Origin of the sequence: Pseudomonas fluorescens, assembly GCF_004683905.1 — a bacterium.
In the GTDB taxonomy this organism is placed as follows: Bacteria; Pseudomonadota; Gammaproteobacteria; order Pseudomonadales; family Pseudomonadaceae; genus Aquipseudomonas; species Aquipseudomonas putida_A.
Window position 1 is genome coordinate 5847303 of record NZ_CP038438.1, and the last position, 15099, is coordinate 5862401.

Sequence of the window (15099 nt, forward strand, 5' to 3'; positions counted from 1 at the left end):
CAAAATAGGCGTACATCCTACCTGCTATGCAGCCCTGTGGCAGCCTGTCGCTGCTTACTTGGCTGCATTCGTCTGTGCTTGTCCACGGTTTTCCCGGGCCTGCAGGCCGATAAACAGCGGCTCAAGGATCGGCGCCACAAACCGCGCACCGACTTCGGACAGGTGATTGTCATCGGTGTACAGCGAATACCCACCGAGTTCGGCGTGACACAGGCCGTTTTCATCACACAGTCGCGGCGCCGGATCGACCACGCGCACCGCCGGATCATTCTGCGCCAACTGCGCGAACAACTGACTGATGAACACCTGACGTTTGTGGTGCGCCTCGACGGCCAGGCCGACGTCATCCACCGGACGATCGAGCATCGCCAGCCGCGTCAGCCGATAAGGCGGGCTGAACGCCTGCAACGGCGCCTCTTTCACCAGCCATACGCGATGCCCGGCTGCCCGCAATTGTGCGACGCGAGTGCGCAGGCCTGCGGCAAAACGCTGCTCGGCCTCGGCGCGATCGTAACGACCGTCTGGCGTTCTCAAGACATGCCCGAGATCACCCTTGGCATCGCCGTACAGGTACAGGCTCCAGCGGGCGACCAGCACCACATCGCTGATCGCCTGGTTTTTCAGCCCCTGCTCGACCCGCTTGTTGAAGCGTGCACAAACCCCGTCATGCTCCAGCCCATCGACCGGAATGCACCCTGGAGAACTGGCCAGAATCACGCTGACACCGTGAGCTTTGGCACCGTCATCGAACACCGGGATCAGCGCCGTGGCATGGCTGTCGCCCCAGACCAGCGCGCGGGTCGGCAGATCCGCCACGCCGTAATGGCAGAACAGCTTGTCGTCCGGGGTCTTGTCATCCGCCAGACATGCCATCAGCTCCGGCCGCCATTCGCGGCCTTTGGCGTATTGCAGCGCCTGCTCGGACAGGCGCCATGGCAAGCCATCGGTCCAGCGCAGTGATTGCCCGGCCAGACCGAGCACCAGGATCCCGCAGAAACCGGCCAGCAGAATCTGCCGACGACCGGCGAGCAAGCGCCGTTCACGGAACGGCGTTTCAACGAACTTCCACGACAGATAACCCAGCACCAGGGTCAGCAGAATCAACCCGGCCGTGTCGAGCGCGCCCGGCTCATCGACACTGGCGTAGCTGGAAAACACGAATACCGGCCAGTGCCACAAATACCAGGAATAGGAGATCAGCCCGAGGCCGACCATCACCCGACTGCTCAACAATTGACCAACCAGCGTTTCGCGATGACCGTTGGCCAGAATCAGCAGCACCACGCCCAGCACCGGCAGCAACGCGGTGACACCCGGGAACGGCGTCGACTTGTCATAGGCAAACACCGCCAGCAGGATCAACCCCATGCCGAGCAGGCTCAAGGCCTGGGCGGCCAGCGGCTTCAAGCGCCAGGCGTGTTTCGGCGCAACCGCCAGCATCGCCCCGGCCAGCAACTCCCAGGCGCGCATCGGCAGCAGGAAGAAGGCTTTCTCCGGATGATGCTGGATCGCCCACACACTCAGCCCGAACGACACCAGCAGCACGCCGAACAGCGCCAACCGCCAATGTTTCAGACGGCTCGAGAGCAACGTCAGCAGCAGCGGGAAGAAGATGTAGAACTGCTCCTCCACCGCCAGTGACCACGTGTGCAACAGCGGTTTCAGGTCAGAGGCAACGTCGAAGTAGCCGTCCTGACGCATGAACAGGATGTTCGAGACGAACGTCACCTGATAGCGCACCGAACGCCCCAGCTCTTCGTAGTCCTTGGGCGCCAGCAGGAACCAGCCCACCGCCAGCACCGCAATGATCATCGCGAACAGCGCCGGCAGAATCCGCCGCGCACGCCGCGCCCAGAACTCGACGAAGCTGAAACGGCCAGCCTGACGCTGATTCCAGATGATCGAGGTGATGAGGTAGCCGGAAATCACGAAGAACACGTCCACGCCGACAAAACCGCCGGTAAACCCCGGGACGCCAAAATGGAACAGCACCACGGCGATCACCGCGACTGCTCGCAGGCCGTCGATATCCCTTCGATAAGCGAGTGTGCTCATAAAATCTTTAATGCCAATCAGGTGGTTGTTTTTTGTACAGCTCGAGCCTTATTCACAGAGGCTCCGAGCGCTGTTTGTGGGTTGCCCGATCACAGACCTTACCAGATCAGGAACCTCCCATTGCCGGGGTAAATTTCATGCAAAAAAAAGGCGCCCCCCAAAGGGGCGCCCTTTTTATCGGTTCAACCGGCGATGTTACTTGCGCTTCATCGACAGGAAGAACTCGTCGTTGGTCTTGGTCGTTTTCAGCTTGTCGACCAGGAACTCGATGGCAGCCACTTCGTCCATCGGGTGCAGCAGCTTGCGCAGGATCCACATGCGCTGCAGTTCGTCGTCGGCGGTCAGCAACTCTTCGCGGCGGGTGCCGGAACGGTTGATGTTGATGGCCGGGAAGACGCGCTTTTCCGCAATCTTGCGGTCCAGCGGCAGTTCCATGTTGCCGGTACCCTTGAACTCTTCGTAGATCACTTCGTCCATCTTCGAGCCGGTTTCAACCAGCGCGGTGGCGATAATGGTCAGCGAGCCGCCTTCTTCGATGTTGCGCGCAGCACCGAAGAAACGCTTCGGTTTCTCCAGGGCGTGAGCATCGACACCACCGGTCAGCACCTTGCCGGAGCTCGGGATCACGGTGTTGTAGGCACGGGCCAGACGGGTGATGGAGTCGAGCAGGATCACCACGTCCTTCTTGTGTTCGACCAGGCGCTTGGCCTTCTCGATCACCATTTCGGCAACCTGCACGTGACGGGTCGGCGGTTCGTCGAAGGTCGAGGCAACCACTTCGCCGCGCACGGTGCGCTGCATTTCGGTCACTTCTTCCGGACGTTCGTCGATCAACAGCACGATCAGGTGAACTTCAGGGTTGTTACGGGCGATGTTCGCCGCGATGTTCTGCAGCATGATCGTCTTACCGGCTTTCGGCGGTGCAACGATCAGACCACGCTGGCCTTTGCCGATCGGGGCGCACAGGTCGATCACACGACCGGTCAAGTCTTCGGTGGAACCGTTGCCGGCCTCCATCTTCATGCGCACGGTCGGGAACAGCGGGGTCAGGTTCTCGAAGAGAATCTTGTTCTTCGCGTTCTCCGGACGATCGAAGTTGATCGTGTCGACCTTGAGCAGAGCGAAGTAACGCTCGCCTTCCTTCGGAGGGCGGATCTTGCCAACGATGGTGTCACCGGTGCGCAAGTTGAAACGACGGATCTGGCTCGGCGAGACGTAGATATCGTCCGGGCCGGCGAGGTAGGAAGCGTCAGCGGAGCGCAGGAAGCCGAAGCCGTCCTGGAGAATCTCCAGCACGCCATCACCGGAGATTTCCTCGCCGCTTTTCGCGTGCTTTTTCAGCAGGGAGAAAATCACGTCCTGCTTGCGCGAACGGGCCATATTTTCTATGCCCATCTGTTCGGCCAATTCGAGCAGTTCGGTAATCGGCTTTTGCTTGAGTTCAGTCAGATTCATATAGGAATGACGTAATCATTTATGGAGGGGGGAAATTAAGCTTTTGGCTTAATGAGGCCGCGCCGCGGAGAAGGCGACAGGATCGCGAACTTGTTCGAAAAGGAGTGCGTCGGCGACGGCTAGCAGGGGGCAGTGGAGAAACCAGTGCGGGGCCGAATGTACCACCTGAGTTTCGGAGCGTCTAGCCCTGAATACGCAAAAAGCCCCGCAAATTGCGAGGCTTTTTTTCGGCGATTTACTGCGACGCTTAGATGTTGGCGTCGAGGAAAGCAGCCAGTTGCGACTTCGACAGGGCGCCGACTTTGGTCGCTTCAACGTTGCCGTTCTTGAACAGCATCAGCGTCGGGATACCACGCACGCCGTGCTTGGCCGGGGTTTCCTGGTTTTCGTCAATGTTCAGTTTGGCGATGGTCAGCTTGCCTTTGTAAGTCTCGGCAATCTCGTCCAGAACCGGAGCGATCATTTTGCAAGGGCCGCACCATTCAGCCCAGTAGTCGACCAGTACAGCGCCTTCGGCCTTGAGTACGTCGGCTTCGAAGCTGGCGTCGCTAACGTGTTTGATAAGATCGCTGCTCATGGAATTCTCCAGGTTGTAAGCAAAAAAACGTGGCCCATCATAGCCGCCCTTCCCTTGTTCAGGAAGCCGCAGTTGATTGAGTCTTGCTATGGCACTCGATGAGTTTGGGTATAGCCCAAGTCACGCCGTGGCGGGGGCAATGAAGGAAATTCCGGTGCGCAGGGCCGCATTGCGCACGTGCTCCTGCATGGCCTTCTGGGCCGCAGCGGACGCCCGGCGCGCGAGGGCACGAAGGATCTTGCGGTGCTCCTGCCAGGTTTCCATCGCCCGTTCGGCGCGGATGAACGGTAGCTTCTGGCTTTCCAGAAAGATCTCGGCGCTGGCAGTGAGAATGCTCAGCATCGCCTGATTGCCGCTGGCCAGCAGGATGCGTCGGTGGAATTCGAAGTCGAGTTTCGCCGCGGCCTCGAAGTCGCCGGCCTTCAATTGCTCGCGCATCGCCGCAACGTTGTCCTCAAGCGCATCCAGGTCAAACGTGCTCAAGGTCACCGCCGCCAGCCCGGCGGCAAAACCCTCCAGCGCATAGCGCAACTGAAAGATGTCGAGCGGCGAGGCCTGCGCTGCGAACGGCCAGCCCGGCGCATTGTCACCCTGCGCAATGTCCACCGGTGCCTGCACGAACACGCCTTTGCCCGGCTGGATACTGACCACGCCCAGCGCACTGAGCGACGACAGCGCCTCGCGCAACGACGCCCGACTGACCCCCAGTTGCACCGCCAGATCCCGTTGCGACGGCAACGCATCGCCCGCACCGAAACCCTGCTCGGTGATCAGTTTGCGAATGGCTTGCAGCGCCACTTCGGGTACGGCGCGGGAGATCGAGTTCATGGTTTTTCAGACGAGCCAGGCCAAGGTGCGGCTAGTTGTAAAGCTATTCGCCGGATCCGGCAAGTCGTGCCCCAGCGGGGTTCGGCGCCCGCTGCCGGTGCGCCATCGGGGTGCGAAAAACAACCTGACTGTTCAGACCAGTAAGACCGAACAAACCCGGCAAACCTGCGGCCTGCCGGGGATAAATCCGGGTATTGGCACGGCCCGTGCTCTGTCCGATCGCAGAAATCACTTCCCGTCGATCCGGAGATTTGCCATGACCCTGCGTTACCGAGCCCTCCTCGCCGCTCTGTTTTCCAGCCTGATGCTGAGCCAGATCCCCGCCCACGCCGATGGCCTGGAAGACGTGGTCAAACGCGGCACACTGAAAGTTGCCGTGCCTCAGGACTTCCCGCCATTCGGCTCGGTCGGCCCGGACATGAAACCCCGTGGCCTGGATATCGACACGGCGAAGCTGCTGGCTGATCAACTTAAGGTCAAACTCGAACTGACCCCGGTCAACAGCACCAACCGCATCCCGTTCCTCACCACCGGCAAGGTCGACCTGGTGATCTCCAGCCTCGGCAAGAACCCGGAGCGCGAGAAAGTCATCGACTTCTCCCACGCCTACGCGCCTTTCTACCTCGCGGTGTTCGGCCCGCCTGATGCCGCCGTCACTACGCTCGACGACCTCAAGGGCAAAACCATCAGCGTCACCCGTGGCGCCATCGAAGACATCGAGCTGACCAAGGTCGCCCCCGAAGGCGTGACCATCAAGCGCTTCGAAGACAACAACTCGACCATCGCCGCCTATCTCGCAGGGCAGGTCGACCTGATCGCCAGCGGCAACGTGGTGATGGTGGCGATCAGCGAGAAGAACCCGAAACGCGTGCCGGCGCTGAAAGTGAAGCTCAAGGACTCGCCGGTCTATGTCGGCGTGAACAAGAACGAGCCCGCGCTGCTGGGCAAAGTCAACGAGATCCTCGCCACCGCCAAGGCTGACGGCGCGCTGGAGAAAAACTCGCAGACCTGGCTCAAAGAGCCGCTGCCGGCCGACCTCTGATCGGTCGCGCGGGAGACAATTGATGGCTTATCAGTTCGATTTCATGCCGGTGGTGCAAAACACCGACCTGCTGCTGCGCGGCGCGCTGTTCACCCTGGAGCTGACGGCGATTGGCGCGCTGTTCGGGGTCGGCGTGGGCATCGTCGGCGCACTGGTGCGGGCGTGGAACATCCGCCCGTTCTCGGCACTCTTCGGCGTCTACGTCGAGTTGATCCGCAACACGCCATTTCTGGTGCAACTGTTCTTCATCTTCTTCGGCCTGCCCTCGCTCGGGGTGCAGATTTCCGAGTGGCAGGCGGCGGTGCTGGCGATGGTGATCAACCTCGGCGCGTATTCGACCGAGATCATCCGCGCCGGCATCCAGGCGATTCCGCGCGGACAACTGGAAGCCGCTGCCGCACTGGCGATGAGCCGTTTCGAAGCGTTCCGCCATGTGGTCCTGCTGCCGGCGCTGGGCAAGGTCTGGCCGGCCCTGAGCAGCCAGATCATCATCGTCATGCTCGGTTCGGCGGTGTGTTCGCAGATCGCCACCGAGGAGCTGAGCTTCGCCGCCAACTTCATTCAGTCACGCAACTTCCGCGCCTTTGAAACCTATGCGCTGACCACGCTGATCTACCTGTGCATGGCGCTGCTGATCCGCCAGTTGCTGAACTGGATCGGCCGCCGCTATATCGCGAGGAGCAGCCAATGAGCGACTTCACCTTCTGGGACATCCTGCGCAACCTGCTCACCGGCCTGCAATGGACGCTGGCGCTGTCACTGGTGGCATTCATCGGAGGCGGGATCGTCGGGCTGCTGATTCTGGTGATGCGCATCTCGAAAAACCCGTTGCCGAGCAATATCGCCCGCACCTGGATCGAGCTGTTCCAGGGCACACCGCTGCTGATGCAGCTGTTTCTGGTGTTCTTCGGCGTGGCGCTGGCCGGAATCGAGATCTCGCCGTGGATGGCGGCGGCGATTGCCCTGACATTGTTCACCAGCGCCTATCTGGCGGAGATCTGGCGCGGTTGCGTCGAAGCGATCCCCAATGGCCAGTGGGAAGCCTCGTCGAGCCTGGCGCTGAATCCGCTGGAGCAATTGCGTTACGTGATCCTGCCGCAGGCGCTGCGCATCGCGGTGGCGCCGACCGTGGGCTTCTCGGTGCAGGTGGTCAAGGGCACGGCGGTGACCTCGATCATCGGTTTCACCGAGCTGACCAAAACCGGCGGCATGCTCGCCAACGCCACCTTCGAACCGTTCATGGTCTACGGCCTCGTTGCCCTCGGCTACTTCCTGCTCTGCTACCCCTTGTCGCTCAGTGCGCGCTACCTGGAAAGGAGACTGCATGCCTCTGCTTAGAATTTCCGCCCTGCATAAATACTACGGCGATCACCACGTGCTCAAAGGCATCGACCTGAGCGTCGAGGAAGGCCAGGTGGTGGCGATCATCGGCCGCAGCGGCTCGGGCAAATCCACCCTGCTGCGCACCCTAAATGGCCTGGAGTCGATCAACGACGGGGTGATCGAAGTCGACGGCGAATACCTCGACGCCGCCCGCGCCGACCTGCGCAGCCTGCGGCAGAAAGTCGGCATGGTGTTCCAGCAGTTCAACCTGTTCCCGCACCTGACCGTCGGCGAAAACGTGATGCTCGCGCCGCAAGTGGTGCAGAAAGTACCGAAGGCCAAGGCGACCGAACTGGCGCGCAAGATGCTCGAACGCGTCGGGCTGGGGGAGAAGTTCGACGCCTTCCCGGATCGGTTGTCCGGCGGACAGCAACAGCGCGTGGCGATTGCCCGGGCACTGGCGATGTCGCCGAAAGTGTTGCTGTGCGACGAGATCACCTCGGCGCTGGACCCGGAGCTGGTCAATGAAGTGCTCGCCGTGGTGCGCCAACTGGCCAGGGAAGGCATGACGCTGATCATGGTCACCCACGAAATGCGCTTTGCCCGGGAAGTCGGCGACAAGCTGGTGTTCATGCACCATGGCAAGGTGCATGAGGTGGGGGATCCGAAGGTGTTGTTTGCCAATCCGCAGACGGCGGAGCTGGCGAATTTCATTGGGACGGTCGAAACGACAGCCTGAAGGATTTGCAGTGGCTGTAATAGCCTCTTCGCGAGCAAGCCCGCTCCCACATTGGAACGCGGTCACCTGTGGGAGCGGGCTTGCTCGCGAATGGCCGCGCCGCGGTCTCAAGCTTTTATGCGCAGGATCAACGGTTTGAACCATGCGCGTTGGCGTCAGCGTTTGATCGTGGCACGATGGCGGGGTTATCGACCGAGACCCCCTGACCATGCCGCAATCCAAAGCCAAGAATCTGTCCCTGATCGCCGCAATCGACCTGGGCTCCAACAGCTTCCACATGGTCGTGGCCAAGGCCCAGAACGGTGAAATCCGCATCCTGGAGCGCCTCGGAGAGAAAGTACAGCTCGCCGCCGGTATCGACGATGAGCGCCATCTCAACGAAGAATCGATGCAGCGCGGCCTCGACTGCCTCAAGCGCTTTGCCCAACTGATCAACGGCATGCCACTGGGCGCCGTGCGGATCGTCGGCACCAACGCCCTGCGCGAAGCGCGCAACCGCCTGGAATTCATCCACCGCGCCGAAGAAATCCTCGGTCACCCGGTGGAAGTCATCTCCGGCCGTGAAGAAGCGCGGCTGATTTATCTGGGCGTTTCGCACACCCTCGCCGACACCCCGGGCAAGCGTCTGGTGGCCGACATCGGCGGCGGCAGTACTGAATTCATCATCGGGCAGCGTTTTGAACCACTGCTGCGCGAAAGCCTGCAAATGGGCTGCGTCAGCTTCACTCAGCGTTATTTCAAGGACGGCAAGATCACCCCGGCCCGTTACGCCCAGGCGTACACTGCGGCGCGGCTGGAGATCATGAGCATCGAGCACGCCCTGCACCGCCTGACCTGGGATGAAGCCATCGGCTCCTCGGGCACCATCCGCGCCATCGGCCTGGCGCTGAAGGCCGGCGGGCATGGCACCGGCGAAGTGAATGCCGAAGGCCTGGCCTGGCTCAAGCGTCGTCTGTTCAAACTGGGTGACGTCGACAAGATCGACTTCGAAGGCATCAAGCCTGACCGTCGGGCAATCTTCCCGGCTGGCCTGGCGATTCTCGAAGCGATCTTCGACGCCCTCGAACTGCAACGCATGGATCATTGCGAAGGCGCACTGCGTGAAGGCGTGCTCTACGACCTGCTCGGCCGCCATCACCACGAAGACGTGCGCGAACGCACCCTGACTTCGCTGATGGAGCGCTATCACGTCGATCTGGAACAAGCCGCGCGAGTTGAACGCAAGGCACTGCACGCCTTCGATCAGGTCGCCGCAGACTGGGAGCTGGATGACGGCATCTGGCGTGAACTGCTGGGCTGGGCGGCGAAAGTCCACGAAGTCGGCCTCGACATCGCGCACTACCACTACCACAAGCACGGCGCCTACCTGATCGAACACTCGGACCTTGCCGGTTTCTCCCGCGAAGACCAGCAAATGCTCGCTCTGCTGGTGCGCGGCCATCGCCGCAACATCCCCAAGGACAAGTTCGCCGAGTTCGGTGACGACGGCGACAAGCTGATCCGTCTGTGCGTGCTGCTGCGCTTCGCGATCCTGTTCCACCACATCCGTGGCACCCAGGCGATGCCGCAAGTGACACTGCATGCCAAAGGCAACACCCTCGACGTGGAATTTCCGGAGAACTGGCTGGATGAAAACCAGCTGACTCAGGCTGACTTTGGCCTCGAAGCCGACTGGCTGACGCGGGTGGGGATTGTCCTGACTGTTCACTGAGTTAAATTTCAGGTGCAAAAAAGGCGATCCTTCTGGATCGCCTTTTTTATTGGGTTCGACTTGAGTGCGGGTGTGGACCTGCCCCTCACCCCAGCCCTCTCCCGAGGGAGAGGGAGCCGATCCGTGTTGTTTTCAAAGCCTGAGTTCGACTCGAAATCTCAGGTCGATGTACCTCGAACATCCAACTCGGTCAGTCCCCTCTCCCTCCGGGAGAGGGTTAGGGTGAGGGCGCTTTTAAGCTGTTAGCTGCTCACCGGCAGAATCGGGCTGCCCAGGCGTTCCAGCAACGTCGCCTGCGCGCTGCGCGGGTTCTGGTTGCCGGTTGGCGTGTTGCGGATGTAACGGCCATCCGACTGCAGGCTCCAGCTGTGGGTGTTGTCGGTCAGGTACAGCTCCAGCTCTTTCTTGACGCGGGTCAGCAGCTTCTTGCCTTCCACCGGGAAGCAAGTCTCGACGCGCTTATCGAGGTTGCGCTCCATCCAGTCGGCGCTGGAGAGGAACATCTGCTCCTCGCCGCCGTTGAGGAAGTAGAACACTCGAGTGTGTTCAAGGAAGCGACCGATGATCGAGCGCACATGGATGTTGTGCGAAACCCCGGCGATGCCCGGACGCAGGCAGCACATGCCACGCACCACCAGATCAATGCGCACGCCGGACTGGCTGGCCTTGTACAGCGCGCGGATGATCTTCGGATCGGTCAGCGAGTTGAACTTGGCGATGATGTGAGCCGGTTTGCCTTCGACGGCGAACTGGGTTTCCCGGGCAATCATGTCGAGCATGCCCTTCTTCAGGGTGAACGGCGCATGCAGCAGCTTCTTCATGCGCAGGGTTTTACCCATGCCGATCAACTGGCTGAACAGTTTGCCGACGTCTTCGCACAAGGCGTCGTCGGAGGTCAGCAGGCTGTAATCGGTGTACAGACGCGCATTGCCGGCGTGGTAGTTACCGGTGCCGAGGTGCGCGTAACGCACGATTTCACCGGCCTCGCGACGCAGGATCAGCATCATCTTGGCGTGGGTCTTGAAGCCGACCACGCCGTAAATCACCACAGCACCGGCCGCTTGCAGACGGCTGGCCAGTTGCAGGTTGGACTCTTCGTCAAAGCGTGCACGCAGTTCGATGACTGCGGTCACTTCCTTGCCGTTACGCGCGGCGTCCACCAGCGCATCGACGATTTCCGAGTTGGCGCCGGAGCGGTACAGGGTCTGGCGCACGGCCAGAACGTGCGGGTCCTTCGCCGCCTGGCGCAGCAGGTCGACCACCGGAGTGAACGACTCGAACGGGTGCAGCAGCAGGATGTCCTGCTTGCTCACCACACTGAAAATGTTCTCGCTGTTCTGCAGCAGTTTCGGGATCTGCGGGGTGAACGGCGTGTATTGCAGCTCCGGGTGGCTGTCCAGACCGGTGATGCTGAACAGACGGGTCAGGTTGACCGGGCCGTTGACCTGATACAGCTCGGTCTCGCTCAGGTTGAACTGCTTGAGCAGATAGTCCGAGAGGTGTTTCGGGCAGGTGTCGGCGACTTCCAGACGTACCGCATCACCGTAGCGCCGCGAGAACAGCTCGCCACGCAGGGCGCGCGCAAGGTCTTCGACATCTTCGGAGTCGAGCGCCAGGTCGGCGTTTCGGGTCAGGCGGAACTGGTAGCAGCCTTTTACCTTCATGCCTTGGAACAGGTCATCGGCGTGGGCGTGGATCATCGACGACAGGAACACATAGTTGTCGCCCGGGCCGCCGACTTCTTCCGGAACCTTGATGATCCGTGGCAGCAGGCGCGGTGCCGGGATAATCGCCAGACCGGAATCGCGACCGAAGGCGTCGATGCCTTCCAGTTCGACGATGAAGTTCAGGCTCTTGTTCACCAGCAACGGGAACGGGTGCGTCGGGTCGAGGCCGATCGGGGTGATGATCGGCGCGATCTCGTCGCGGAAGTAGCGGCGCACCCAGGTCTTGATCTTGGTCGTCCAGTGACGGCGACGTATGAAGCGCACCTGATGCTTTTCCAGCTCCGGCAGCAGGATGTCGTTGAGGATCGCGTACTGGCGGTCAACGTGACCGTGCACCAGCTCGCTGATCCGCGCCAGTGCCTGGTGCGGTTGCAGACCGTCGGCACCGGCCTGTTCACGAGCGAAGGTGATCTGCTTTTTCAGGCCGGCGACGCGGATTTCAAAGAATTCGTCGAGGTTGCTGGAGAAAATCAGCAGGAATTTCAGCCGCTCCAGCAACGGATAGGACTCGTCCAGCGCCTGTTCCAGCACGCGGATGTTGAACTGCAGTTGCGAGAGCTCGCGATGGATATACAGGCTGCTGTCATCCAGGCCCGGGATCGCAATCACTGGCGCCGCCGCGACGGCTTCGGTAACCGGCGCGGGTGGCGCAGGCTCGAGTTCCGGCGGGGTTTCGGTGATCTGCTCCACCACCGGTTGAGCTTCTTTTACTGCAACTTCAGTGAGTCCTTCGGTATTCATCGAATGTTCCTGGGAGGGCTATTTCTGTTCTCGTAACAATTGAGCGGCACGGACAGCAAAGTAAGTCAGGATGCCATCAGCGCCGGCACGTTTAAAGGCGGTCAGTGATTCAAGAATTACCGCCTCGCTCAACCAGCCATTCTGGATCGCCGCCATGTGCATGGCGTATTCGCCGCTAACCTGATAGACGAAGGTCGGCACTTTGAAGGCATCTTTTACCCGCAAAAGAATGTCCAGGTACGGCATGCCGGGTTTGACCATGACCATGTCCGCGCCTTCAGACAAGTCCGCGCCGACTTCGTGCAGCGCTTCGTCGCTGTTGGCCGGGTCCATCTGATAGGAGGCCTTGTTGGCCTTGCCCAGATTCGCCGCCGACCCCACAGCATCGCGGAACGGCCCGTAATAGGCGCTGGCGTACTTGGCCGAGTAGGCCATGATCCGCACGTTGACGTGACCGGCCAGCTCCAGCGCCTCGCGGATCGCCTGGATGCGGCCGTCCATCATGTCCGACGGCGCCACGACCTGAGCGCCGGCTTCAGCGTGGGACAAAGCCTGTTTGACCAGTGCGTCGACGGTGATGTCGTTCTGCACGTAGCCTTCTTCATCGAGAATGCCGTCCTGACCGTGGGTGGTGAACGGATCGAGGGCGACGTCAGTGATCACGCCCAATTCCGGGAAACGCGCACGCAACGCGCGCGTGGCGCGCTGGGCAATGCCCTCGGGGTTCCAGGCTTCGGCAGCATCAAGGGATTTCAGTTCGACAGGCGTGACCGGGAACAGCGCCAGCGCCGGGATCCCCAGTTCGACCCATTTCGCCGCTTCTTCAAGCAGCAGGTCGATGGTCAGACGTTCGACACCGGGCATCGAGGCCACGGCTTCGCGACGGTTTTCACCCTCAAGCACGAACACCGGCAGAATCAGGTCATCGACCGTCAGCACATTTTCCCGCACCAGCCGACGCGAAAAATCATCACGACGATTGCGACGCAGGCGAGTGGCGGGAAACAGACGATTGGCAGGGGTAAAGCTCACGGCGGACTCCTGAGCCCGCGCAAACGGGCGAGCGTGACAGTTATAGACGGCCATTATGACCAACAGATTACAGTTGTGCGTACCCCGTGACATGTAGCCGCATTCCATTGTTGGCGTAGGAATTGTTCACGTCGAGACACATTTCGACACTTTCATGAATGTGTCCGAAGGGTTAGGCTGCGCGTTCATTTCGCCAGCACCCAGACAATGCTCCAACAATTTCTGCATGACTTTGGCTACTTTGCCTTGTTCCTCGGCACGTTCTTCGAAGGCGAAACCATCCTGGTGCTCGCAGGCTTCCTCGCGTTCCGTGGATACATGGACATCAACCTGGTGGTGGTCGTGGCGTTCTTCGGCAGCTATGCCGGCGATCAGCTGTGGTACTTCCTCGGGCGCAAGCACGGGCGCAAATTGCTCGCACGCAAACCGCGCTGGCAGATGATGGGCGACCGCGCGCTGGAACATATTCGCAAGCATCCGGACATCTGGGTTCTGAGCTTCCGCTTCGTTTACGGCCTGCGCACGGTGATGCCGGTGGCGATCGGCCTGTCGGGTTATCCGCCGGGACGTTATCTGTTGCTCAACGGTATCGGCGCAGCGATCTGGGCCACCGCCCTGGCAGCCGCCGCCTACCACTTCGGCGCGGTGCTCGAAGGCATGCTCGGCAGCATCAAGAAGTACGAGCTGTGGGTGCTTGGCGCGCTGCTGATTCTTGGCGTTGGTCTGTGGCTGCGCCGCCGCTTCAAGAATGCGCGACTGGCAAAACAGGTTTACGCCGACGAGCAAGCCGCAAAAGCGGCACTGCTGAATCAAGCCGAAGTGGCCAAACCTGCCGAACCGAAGACGCCAGCCGAATAACGCGCTGGCGCTTGGCGCACAGCCCTGCGCAAAGCCCGGGCTGGCCGGCTCTTTTAGTCATTTATCCCCTCTGCGCCAGCGGACTCCCGTTCGCCAGCGGCGTTCTCACGCGAAAAATCTCCTGCTCGTCACGAGGCAGGCAACCGCAAATAATGAACACCCCGCCGTTGTTGCGATCCATTTAGAAAGCGCTCCATGCAGGTGCAGCCACCACTTGGGCCTATGGCAACGCGCGATAAATTAGTGGACATTTAGCGCCATGAATCTGGAGAGAAACCCATGAGCAAAAAAGTTGCAGTGATCCTGTCCGGCAGTGGTGTGTACGACGGCGCCGAGATCCACGAGAGTGTCATCACCCTGTTGCGCCTGGATCAACGCGGCGCGCAGGTACAGTGCTTCGCGCCGAACATCGCGCAATTGCATGTGATCAATCACCTGACTGGTGAAGAAATGCCCGAGACGCGCAACGTGCTGGTCGAGTCAGCGCGCATTGCCCGCGGCAACATCAAGGACATCCGCGAGGCCAACGTCGATGACTTCGACGCGCTGATCGTACCTGGCGGTTTTGGTGCGGCGAAGAACCTCTCGAATTTCGCCGTCGAAGGCGCTGGCTGCAGCGTGCAGCCGCAAGTGCTGGAACTGGCCGAAGCGTTTGCCGAAGCGGGCAAACCGGTGGGCCTGATGTGCATCTCGCCGGCGCTGGCAGCGAAGATCTACGGCCCGGGCGTGACCTGCACCATCGGCAACGATGCCGACACCGCCACCGCGATGAACAAGATGGGCGCCAGCCATGAAGACTGCGCGGTGACCGACATCATCGAAGACAAGGCACGCAAACTGGTGACGACCCCGGCTTACATGCTGGCGCAGAACATCAGTGAGGCGGCTTCGGGGATCAACAAACTGGTGGACCGGGTGCTCGAACTCACCCACGAAAACGATGTTTGATCTCTGACTGCATGCAGAGCGAAATGTGGGAGCGGGCTTGCTCGCGAAAGCGGTGTGTCATTC

Annotated in this window: 13 protein-coding genes; 7 read left to right on the plus strand and 6 right to left on the minus strand. The window is 60.8% G+C overall.

Annotated elements, in window-relative coordinates:
• Positions 1–54: 54 nt before the first annotated feature.
• The 4 genes from E4T63_RS27115 to E4T63_RS27130 form a co-directional block, all read right to left on the minus strand.
• Entirely contained in the window at positions 55–2055 is a 2001-nt protein-coding gene (locus E4T63_RS27115; RefSeq protein WP_135296808.1) for an acyltransferase family protein, read from the minus strand.
• Positions 2056–2250: 195 nt separating this feature from the next.
• Complete coding sequence (rho, locus tag E4T63_RS27120) at positions 2251–3510, minus strand: transcription termination factor Rho (protein WP_003229334.1); 1260 nt, start codon at positions 3508–3510, stop codon at positions 2251–2253.
• Between the two features lie 247 nt (positions 3511–3757).
• Positions 3758–4087: a thioredoxin TrxA gene (gene trxA / locus E4T63_RS27125; RefSeq protein WP_003177349.1), complete on the minus strand. Its 330-nt coding sequence runs from the start codon at positions 4085–4087 to the stop codon at positions 3758–3760.
• A 120-nt stretch (positions 4088–4207) separates the two neighbouring features.
• Positions 4208–4915: a FadR/GntR family transcriptional regulator gene (locus E4T63_RS27130; RefSeq protein ID WP_097089549.1), complete on the minus strand. Its 708-nt coding sequence runs from the start codon at positions 4913–4915 to the stop codon at positions 4208–4210.
• Between the two features lie 256 nt (positions 4916–5171).
• Between E4T63_RS27130 and E4T63_RS27135 the strand changes: the two genes are divergently transcribed.
• The 5 genes from E4T63_RS27135 (at position 5172) to ppx (ending at position 9730) form a co-directional block, all read left to right on the plus strand.
• The gene (locus tag E4T63_RS27135; RefSeq protein ID WP_096796124.1) at positions 5172–5957 is read left to right on the plus strand and encodes a transporter substrate-binding domain-containing protein; all 786 of its coding nucleotides are present in this window, start codon (positions 5172–5174) and stop codon (positions 5955–5957) included.
• Positions 5958–5979: 22 nt separating this feature from the next.
• Positions 5980–6648 (plus strand): amino acid ABC transporter permease, encoded by a 669-nt coding sequence (locus E4T63_RS27140; RefSeq protein ID WP_027610474.1) that lies wholly within the window; start codon positions 5980–5982, stop codon positions 6646–6648.
• Positions 6645–7295 (plus strand): amino acid ABC transporter permease, encoded by a 651-nt coding sequence (locus tag E4T63_RS27145; RefSeq protein ID WP_007968438.1) that lies wholly within the window; start codon positions 6645–6647, stop codon positions 7293–7295. Before E4T63_RS27140 ends, E4T63_RS27145 begins: the two co-directional genes overlap by 4 nt.
• Positions 7282–8019, plus strand: a complete 738-nt coding sequence (locus E4T63_RS27150) for an amino acid ABC transporter ATP-binding protein (RefSeq protein WP_135296809.1) — start codon at positions 7282–7284, stop codon at positions 8017–8019. Before E4T63_RS27145 ends, E4T63_RS27150 begins: the two co-directional genes overlap by 14 nt.
• Before the next feature lie 208 nt (positions 8020–8227).
• Complete coding sequence (ppx, locus tag E4T63_RS27155; protein WP_027610472.1) at positions 8228–9730, plus strand: exopolyphosphatase; 1503 nt, start codon at positions 8228–8230, stop codon at positions 9728–9730.
• A 242-nt stretch (positions 9731–9972) separates the two neighbouring features.
• Here ppx and ppk1 read toward each other — a convergent pair whose 3' ends face one another.
• Both ppk1 and hemB read right to left on the minus strand, forming a co-directional pair.
• Positions 9973–12198, minus strand: coding sequence for a polyphosphate kinase 1 (gene ppk1 / locus E4T63_RS27160; RefSeq protein ID WP_041072035.1), 2226 nt, complete (start codon positions 12196–12198; stop codon positions 9973–9975).
• 18 nt (positions 12199–12216) lie between these two features.
• Complete coding sequence (gene hemB, locus E4T63_RS27165) at positions 12217–13230, minus strand: porphobilinogen synthase (RefSeq protein ID WP_135296810.1); 1014 nt, start codon at positions 13228–13230, stop codon at positions 12217–12219.
• Between the two features lie 207 nt (positions 13231–13437).
• On the opposite strand from hemB, the gene E4T63_RS27170 reads away from it, so the two are divergent.
• Together E4T63_RS27170 and elbB are read left to right on the plus strand one after the other, a co-directional pair.
• Positions 13438–14088 carry a DedA family protein gene (locus tag E4T63_RS27170; protein WP_027610469.1) on the plus strand — a complete coding sequence of 217 codons (651 nt, stop codon included), beginning with the start codon at positions 13438–13440 and terminating at the stop codon, positions 14086–14088.
• 279 nt (positions 14089–14367) lie between these two features.
• Positions 14368–15036: an isoprenoid biosynthesis glyoxalase ElbB gene (elbB, locus tag E4T63_RS27175; protein WP_135296811.1), complete on the plus strand. Its 669-nt coding sequence runs from the start codon at positions 14368–14370 to the stop codon at positions 15034–15036.
• The last annotated feature ends 63 nt before the right edge of the window (positions 15037–15099 follow it).

Excerpts from the sequence above, each read along its gene's own strand:
- E4T63_RS27115 (WP_135296808.1), bottom strand. The coding sequence starts at position 2,055 with ATGAGCACACTCGCTTATCGAAGGGATATCGACGGCCTGCGAGCAGTC.
- rho (WP_003229334.1), bottom strand. The coding sequence starts at position 3,510 with ATGAATCTGACTGAACTCAAGCAAAAGCCGATTACCGAACTGCTCGAA.
- trxA (WP_003177349.1), bottom strand. The coding sequence starts at position 4,087 with ATGAGCAGCGATCTTATCAAACACGTTAGCGACGCCAGCTTCGAAGCC.
- E4T63_RS27130 (WP_097089549.1), bottom strand. The coding sequence starts at position 4,915 with ATGAACTCGATCTCCCGCGCCGTACCCGAAGTGGCGCTGCAAGCCATT.
- E4T63_RS27135 (WP_096796124.1), top strand. The coding sequence starts at position 5,172 with ATGACCCTGCGTTACCGAGCCCTCCTCGCCGCTCTGTTTTCCAGCCTG.
- E4T63_RS27140 (WP_027610474.1), top strand. The coding sequence starts at position 5,980 with ATGGCTTATCAGTTCGATTTCATGCCGGTGGTGCAAAACACCGACCTG.
- E4T63_RS27145 (WP_007968438.1), top strand. The coding sequence starts at position 6,645 with ATGAGCGACTTCACCTTCTGGGACATCCTGCGCAACCTGCTCACCGGC.
- E4T63_RS27150 (WP_135296809.1), top strand. The coding sequence starts at position 7,282 with ATGCCTCTGCTTAGAATTTCCGCCCTGCATAAATACTACGGCGATCAC.
- ppx (WP_027610472.1), top strand. The coding sequence starts at position 8,228 with ATGCCGCAATCCAAAGCCAAGAATCTGTCCCTGATCGCCGCAATCGAC.
- ppk1 (WP_041072035.1), bottom strand. The coding sequence starts at position 12,198 with ATGAATACCGAAGGACTCACTGAAGTTGCAGTAAAAGAAGCTCAACCG.
- E4T63_RS27170 (WP_027610469.1), top strand. The coding sequence starts at position 13,438 with ATGCTCCAACAATTTCTGCATGACTTTGGCTACTTTGCCTTGTTCCTC.
- elbB (WP_135296811.1), top strand. The coding sequence starts at position 14,368 with ATGAGCAAAAAAGTTGCAGTGATCCTGTCCGGCAGTGGTGTGTACGAC.